Raw genomic sequence first — 6902 nt, 5'->3', positions numbered from 1 at the left:
GCGCGGCCGCCACGTACAGCGACACCGCCACGGTCGAGTTCCACGACTTGAACAGGCTGGCGATGATCAGCGGCGCGAAGCCCCCGCCGACGATGCCGGCCAGCGTGTAGGCCAGCGACGACCCGGCGTAGCGCACCCGGCCCGGGAACTGCTCGGTGATGAAGGCGGCTTGCGGGCCGTACATCATGGCGTGGATCAGCAGGCCCACCACCACGGCGGCGCAGATCGCGACGGGATGCGCGGTGTCCATCAGCGTGAAGAACACGAAGGCCCAGATCATGCCCAGGACCGCGCCGGCCACGTACACCGGACGGCGCCCGATCTTGTCCGACAGATGCCCGCACAGCGGCACGGCGATGGCGTTGAGCGCCGCGCCCAGCATGGTGGCGCCCAGCGCCAGCGGCCGCGACAGGTGCAGCACCGTGGTTACGTAGGTCAGCGTGAACACCACCACCAGCGCGTACAGCACGTCCGAACCGATGCGCGAACCGCCGGCCACCAGCAGCTGGCGCCAGTGCTGCACCAGCACGTCCTTGATCGGGGTGTTGGCGGTTTCGCGCTTCTCTTCCATTTCCAGGAACACCGGCGTTTCCTCGACCCCGCGGCGCAGCCACAGGCCGAACAGCACCAGCGCCACGCTCGACATGAACGGCACGCGCCAGCCCCAGGCCTGGAACTCCTCGGGCGTGAGCCACAGCGAGATCAGGGCGATGAAGCCGGTGCCGATCAGCGTGCCGCACGATGGCCCGACCTGCGTGAAGGACGCATTGCGGCCGCGCTGGTCGGGCTTGCCGTGTTCCATCGACAGCAGCACCGCGCCGGCCCATTCGCCGCCCAGCGCCACGCCCTGGATGAAGCGCAGCGCCACCAATGCCACCGGCGCCCACACGCCCCAGCTGGCGTAGGTGGGCAGCATGCCCATCAGGCCCGTCGACACGCCCATGATCACCAGCGTGGCGACCAGCACGAACTTGCGCCCCAGGCGATCGCCCAGGTGACCGAAGACGAAGCCGCCCAGCGGCCGCGAGACGTAGCCGACCGCGTAGGTCGAGAACGCCAGGATGGTGCCCGTCAACGGATCGAACGACGGGAAGAAGATGGCGTTGAACACCAGGGCCGCCATCAGGTTGTAGATCGTGAAGTCGTACCACTCCAGCGTGGTGCCGACCGAGCTGGCCATCGCCAGCTTCTTCATCTTGTCCGGCGACGCGCCGCCGTGGGCGGACGCCGGAGCGCGCAAGGTGTTCTCAGCCATTCTGATTCCCCATGTATGTGATGTGTGTGGACGCGGCGCCGCGTCAGCGCAGGTCGGCGGCCGCCAGCTTCCAGCCCAGTTCGAGCAGCCAGGCGTCGCTGGCGCGGGTGCCGAAGACACCGGCGGCCTGCTCGGCCAGGGCGCGCGCGGCGGCGGCCGAACTGGCTTCGACGACCAGCAGCGGGTCCAGGCGGCGGTTCTCGGTGGATTCTCGCGGCAACGGGCCGCTGAGCGCGGCATCGGGCGCCAGCAAATAGGACTGCACGAAGCCATCGACCTGGGCCAGGGCCGCGCCGGCCTCGGCCGCGCGCGCCGTCAGCGCGTCGGCATCGCCGCTGAACACCAGCGGCAGCACCGCGATGTGGCTGCCGCTGCCGAAGCCGGTCACGGCCTGCACCGCGCAGACGCGCCGCATCGGATCGCGCATGCGGTCCAGGTTGGCCACCGACCAGGGCGTCTGGCGCTCGAACGCGGCGCGGTAGTCGGCGGTGGTGAAGGCGCCCAGCGATTCCGTGCGGTACAGCCCAAGGTACTTGCGGCCGCCGGACAGCGAGAAATAGCGCGCGCCCGACAGGAAGCCGGGAATGCGCACGCGCTCTTCGACGTGCTCGCGGTCGTACCAGCGGTTGAAATCGGTCTCGAAGGCGGGATCGACGTCGCAGGCGACGAACAGCATGCCGTGGGGCGCGGATGGAGTGGTGGCTTGGCTCATGGAAAGAAAAAATCCCTTCGATTACGGAAGGGACTCATCTTCAATCCGCCGGGCCGGGTCCGACAAACGAGTAATTTTTCGGGCCGGCAATAAAATTATTGCGCGCCGACCTAGGGATAACGCTATTGCGCGGATCCGAATGTTGGCGGCACGACCGACGCGGTGTATTGATCCGAGGCGCGGCAGGCCAGTTCGGCCACCAGCCGGATCGCCTCCGAGCCGGCGCCCTCCAGGTAGCTCACCACCAGCAGCTGCGGCGGCACCGGCACATCGCAGCGGATCATCTGCACCTCGCCGCGCGCCACGTATTCATGGATCGGCGGCAGCGGCACCAGCGCGCGGCCAAAGCCGCTGCGCACCAATCGCGCCAACGCCGAGATTGAGCTGACGCAGTGCACCTTGCCCAGCGGCAGGCCGGCCTCGCGGAACAAGCCCTTGAGCGCCTCGTGCGGCTGCGAGCCCGGACTCATGGTCAGCACCGGTTCGCTCAGCAACTGCTGCACCGTCAGCGCTTCCTCATCGCCGGCCGGCCCGACCCAGCCCATCTCCATCGGCAGGCACGGCATGCTGATGATGCCGGTGTCGGTTAGCAGATCGGTCTGGAAGGCGATGTCCAGCGTGCCCTCGCGCAGGCCGCGATGCAGGGCGCGGGTGGTTTCCGAGGTCAGCTGCACCTCGATGCCGGGATAGGTGGACCGCAGGTTGGTCAAAAAGCCGATCAGCCAGGTGTGCACCACCGTCTCGATGGCGCCGATGCGCACCAGGCCGAACACCTCGTCGCCGGTGCGGCCCAGCGACAGGATCTGCTGGCGCAGCTGCATCAGCCGCTCGCCATAGTCCAGCAGGCGCGTGCCCACGGCCGTCAGCCGCAGTTCCTTGGCGTCGCGCTCGAACAGGCGCGCGCCGATGTCTTCCTCGAGCGAGGCGATGCGGTTGGCCACGGCGGCCTGGGTGATGTGCAGGCGGTCGCTGGCCGCACGGAAACTGCCCAGCCGGGCGGACCACAGAAATGCTTCGACGAAACGGGTATTCATATCCACGCCACGGCGCGCCCGATGACGCGCCCTTCCAAGAACAGCGGGGCGGCAGGCCCCGGCCTTTGCACATCCTAACGCCTGGCGGGCCGGCCGCGCCATGACGCCATGCGCGCCCTCTCGCGGTGCCGCATGCACCAGCATGGTTCATGCGGCGCGCCATCATCGTTCCTCCCCGGTGCAAAACCCGGCAAAAAGCGGTTGGCACGGGTCTTGCTTGATGACTGGTATGCAAGCTTGTCTACAAGCGCCCGACTTCTTTCCGAGCAGGAGCCCCGCATGACCAACCGCCCCGCGCCCTTCGCTTTCAACGCCACCCGCCGCCGTCTGATGCAGGGCGCCGCGCTGGGCGCCGCCACGCTGGCCGCGCCGGCCCTGGTGCGGGCGCAGTCGGGTCCGGTCATCCGCATCGGCTACTGGCCGGTCGCGGCCGGCCTGCCGTTCTATGCCGCCATCGAGAAAGGCTACTTCAAGGAAGCCGGCCTGAACGTCGAGGCGCTCAAGTTCGCCGGCGCGCAGCAGGTCATGGAAGCCATGCTCGCGGGCCGCGCCGACGGCAGCGCCAACGGCACCGGCTCGGCCAACCTGGCCATCGGCGAGATCGCCTCGCCCGGCCTGTTCAAGATATTCGCCTCCAATCCCAGCAACGCCAAGAACGTGCTGGACGAGTTCATCGTCGCGAAAGACAGTCCCATCCAATCCATCGCAGACCTCAAGGGGAAAAAGGTCGGTTCTGGACCCGGCATCCAGAATGCCACGCTGGCCAAAGCAGTGCTGGAGCGCGCCGGCGCAACCGGGGCGACCGTGGTCGAGCTGGCGATCAGCCAGCACGTTGCCGCGGTCGCCGCCGGCCAGTTGGACGCGTGCTACACGCTCGAGCCCACCGGCACGGTCGGCCGTCTGAACGGCACCACCCGCGTGCTCGAAACCGGCGTGATCGCCAAGTACGTGCTGGGCGATCCGATGGCGCCGTGGTTCGGCGGCTCGGCCTCGCTGACCACCGCGTTCCTGAAGAAGCATCCCGAGGAAAGCAGGAAATTCATCGCCGCGTATGCCCGCGGCATCGAACTGATCCGCACCAAGCCCGACGAGGCGCGTCCCTTCATGAAGGGCTACACCGCCATCGAAGGCCCCATGACCGAGGCCGTGCCGCTGGCCGCCTACACGCTCTACAACGAGTTCAGCCCCAGCGACATCCAGTACTTCCAGAAATTCTTCGACCTGTTCGCCGACAAGGGCATCTTCGCGCAGAAGGTGGACGTCGCCTCGATGCTGTACAAGGGCTGAGCCATGGACGCGATCAACGCCAACCGCGCCGGCGCGGGCCCGGCCGTCGCCGCGGCCAAGCCGGCCAGCGCCGCCCATGGCGGCATGCCCGCCACCGCCGCCCCGCCCGTCTCGCGCCCGCCGCGCACCTGGACCGCCGCGCGCCTGCTGCCGCTGATCGGCCCGCTGGCGCTGTATGTGGTGTGGGATCTGGTGGTGCGCCTGCAGCTGGTCAGCCCGGTGCTGCTGCCCACGCCCGGCGCCACGCTGGTGGCGCTGGCCAAGGGCATGGCCGGCGGTCCGCTGCTGGGCGATTTCCTGGCGTCGGTCAGCCGCACACTGCAGGCCTTCGTCATCGCCGGCGTCATCGGCGTGCCGCTGGGCGTACTGCTCGGCAGCAATGAAAAGGCCTACCGCAGCGTCGAATTCCTGGTGGACTTCTTCCGTTCCACGCCGTCGTCCGCGCTGATCCCGCTGTTCCTGATGATCTTCGGCGTGACCGACATGAACAAGATCGCCATCGCCGCCTTCGCCGCGGTGCTGGTGATCCTGTTCAACAGCGCCTACGGCGTCATCAACGCGCGCAAGCAGCGCGTCATGGCGGCGCGGGTGATGGGCGCCTCGCGCTGGCAGATCTTCAAGGACGTGCTGATCTGGGAAAGCCTGCAGCCCACCTTCGTCGGCCTGCGCAGCGGCGTGTCGATGGCGCTGGTCATCGTGATCGTGGCCGAGATGTTCATCGGCTCGGACAGCGGGCTGGGCAACCGCATCATCAATGCGCAGCAGGTGCTGAACGTGCGCGACATGTACGCCTCGATCCTGGCCGCCGGCGCGCTCGGCTACGTGCTCAACATCCTCTTCCTGGTGCTGGAAAAGCGCGTCGTCCACTGGAGCGGCCGATAATCATGTCCACCGTCATCAACCCCGTCATCGCCCCCGCCCCCACGCCCGCGCCGTTCCAGCCGGGCCCGCTGGGCACCCACATCACCATCCGCGGCCTGACCAAGTATTTCGCCGGCTGGCCGCTGTACGAGGACTTCAACCTCGACATCCCCAAGGGCAAGATCGTTTCGGTCTTCGGCCCCAACGGCTGCGGCAAGTCGACGCTGATCAACATGATCGCCGGGCTCATTCCCATCGACGCCGGCGAAATCCTGTTCGATGGCAAGTCGCTGGCCCAGACCAAGATCGGCTACGTCTTCCAGAACTACCGCGAAGCCATGTTCCCGTGGTTGCGCACCATCGACAACATCGCCTATCCGCTGCGCCTGGAAGGCCGCAGCAAGGCCGAGGTCGACGCGCGGGTGGAAGAGCTGGTGGCCTCGTTCGACGTCAAGTTCGACCTCAAGCGCTATCCCTACGAACTGTCGGGCGGCCAGCAGCAGACGGCCTCGATCATGCGCGCGCTGGCGCCGGGACCCGAGGTGCTGTTCCTGGACGAACCGTTCTCGGCGCTGGACTTCGAGATGACGCTGTTCATCCGCGAAAAGCTGCAGGAGGTCTTCATGCAGACCGGCACCACCATGCTGCTGGTGTCGCACGACCTGGAGGAGGCCGTGTACCTGGCCGACCAGGTGCTGCTGCTGACCAAGCGCCCCACCCGCGTGGCCGAGATCCTGGACTACGGCGACGCCCGTCCGCGCACGGTCGAGACGCTGACCGAGCCCAGCTTCATCGGCATGAAGAAACTGAGCCTGGAGATCTTCCAGCGCGAAGTGCGCCGCTAGGCCCCTTCGCCCCTTCCATCCACTTTCGCCGGGAGTCCGCCATGACCCAGGAAACCATCGACCAATACGTCCGCAGCGCGCTGGCGCTGGCGGGCTACGCCCTGCGCGAGCCGGCCACGGCCGAAGTGACGCAGCAATTCACGCGCATCCACGACATCGCCTCGACCTTCATCGACGAGGCCTTGCCGGTGGCGCTGGAATCGGCCTCGGTGTTCCGCCCGTGAGCGGCGCCGCGCTCGACCTGGCCCGCCGCATCCGTGGCGGCGAACACAGCGCGGTGGCGGTGCTCGACGCCACGCTGGCGCGCATCCGCTCCGCCGACGCGCGCTACAACTGCTTCACCGCCATCACCGAGGACCGCGCGCGCCAGGAGGCGGCCGCCATCGACGCGCGCCGCGCCCGCGGCGACACGCTGCCGCCGCTGGCCGGCGTGCCCTACGCCGTCAAGAACCTGTTCGACATCGCCGAGGAAGTGACGCTGGCCGGCGGCCGCGTCAATGCCGCCAACCCCGCCGCGCCGCGCGACGCCACGCTGGTGGCGCGCCTGCGCGAGGCCGGCGCGGTGCTGGTGGGCGCGCTCAACATGGACGAGCATGCCTACGGCTTCACCACCGAGAACTCGCATTACGGCCCCTGCCGCAACCCGCACGACGCCACCCGCATCGCGGGCGGTTCGTCGGGCGGCAGCGCCGCCGCCGTGGCCGGCGGGCTGGTGCCGCTGACGCTGGGTTCGGACACCAACGGCTCGATCCGCGTGCCGGCCTCGCTGTGCGGCGTGTTCGGCCTCAAGCCGACCTTCGGCCGCCTGCCGCGCAGCGGCAGCTTTCCCTTCGTCGGCAGCCTGGACCATCTGGGCCCGTTCGCGGCCGACAGCGCCAGCCTGGCCGCCGTCTACGACGCGCTGCAAG

General features: G+C 68.4%; 8 protein-coding genes. 5 read left to right on the top strand and 3 right to left on the bottom strand.

Going from position 1 to position 6902, the window contains the following annotated elements; all coding sequences use genetic code 11:
• The 3 genes from AOZ53_RS01205 to AOZ53_RS01195 all read right to left on the bottom strand — a co-directional run.
• On the bottom strand, positions 1-1255 hold a 1255-nt coding region (locus tag AOZ53_RS01205), incomplete at its 3' end, for an MFS transporter (RefSeq protein ID WP_082385467.1).
• 43 nt (positions 1256-1298) lie between these two features.
• Positions 1299-1967 (bottom strand): DUF4286 family protein, encoded by a 669-nt coding sequence (locus AOZ53_RS01200; protein WP_054486629.1) that lies wholly within the window; start codon positions 1965-1967, stop codon positions 1299-1301.
• Positions 1968-2089: 122 nt separating this feature from the next.
• Positions 2090-3001, bottom strand: a complete 912-nt coding sequence (locus AOZ53_RS01195) for a LysR family transcriptional regulator (protein ID WP_054431529.1) — start codon at positions 2999-3001, stop codon at positions 2090-2092.
• 279 nt (positions 3002-3280) lie between these two features.
• Here AOZ53_RS01195 and AOZ53_RS01190 point away from each other — a divergent pair, with 279 nt between their 5' ends.
• The 5 genes from AOZ53_RS01190 to AOZ53_RS01170 all read left to right on the top strand — a co-directional run.
• Complete coding sequence (locus tag AOZ53_RS01190) at positions 3281-4288, top strand: ABC transporter substrate-binding protein (protein WP_054474245.1); 1008 nt, start codon at positions 3281-3283, stop codon at positions 4286-4288.
• Between the two features lie 84 nt (positions 4289-4372).
• Entirely contained in the window at positions 4373-5170 is a 798-nt protein-coding gene (locus AOZ53_RS01185) for an ABC transporter permease (RefSeq protein ID WP_054431721.1), read from the top strand.
• A 2-nt stretch (positions 5171-5172) separates the two neighbouring features.
• Positions 5173-5994 (top strand): ABC transporter ATP-binding protein, encoded by an 822-nt coding sequence (locus AOZ53_RS01180; protein ID WP_054474246.1) that lies wholly within the window; start codon positions 5173-5175, stop codon positions 5992-5994.
• Between the two features lie 41 nt (positions 5995-6035).
• The gene (locus AOZ53_RS01175) at positions 6036-6218 is read left to right on the top strand and encodes a DUF4089 domain-containing protein (RefSeq protein ID WP_054431532.1); all 183 of its coding nucleotides are present in this window, start codon (positions 6036-6038) and stop codon (positions 6216-6218) included.
• A partial coding sequence (locus tag AOZ53_RS01170) for an amidase family protein (protein ID WP_255353119.1) occupies positions 6215-6902 on the top strand: 688 nt, incomplete at its 3' end. The genes AOZ53_RS01175 and AOZ53_RS01170, both read left to right, overlap by 4 nt.

The organism is Achromobacter sp. 2789STDY5608621, assembly GCF_001299375.1.
Taxonomy (GTDB): domain Bacteria; phylum Pseudomonadota; class Gammaproteobacteria; order Burkholderiales; family Burkholderiaceae_B; genus Achromobacter; species Achromobacter insuavis.
The sequence above is the reverse complement of the archived record's forward strand: the minus strand, read 5'-3'. Positions and strand labels throughout refer to the sequence as shown.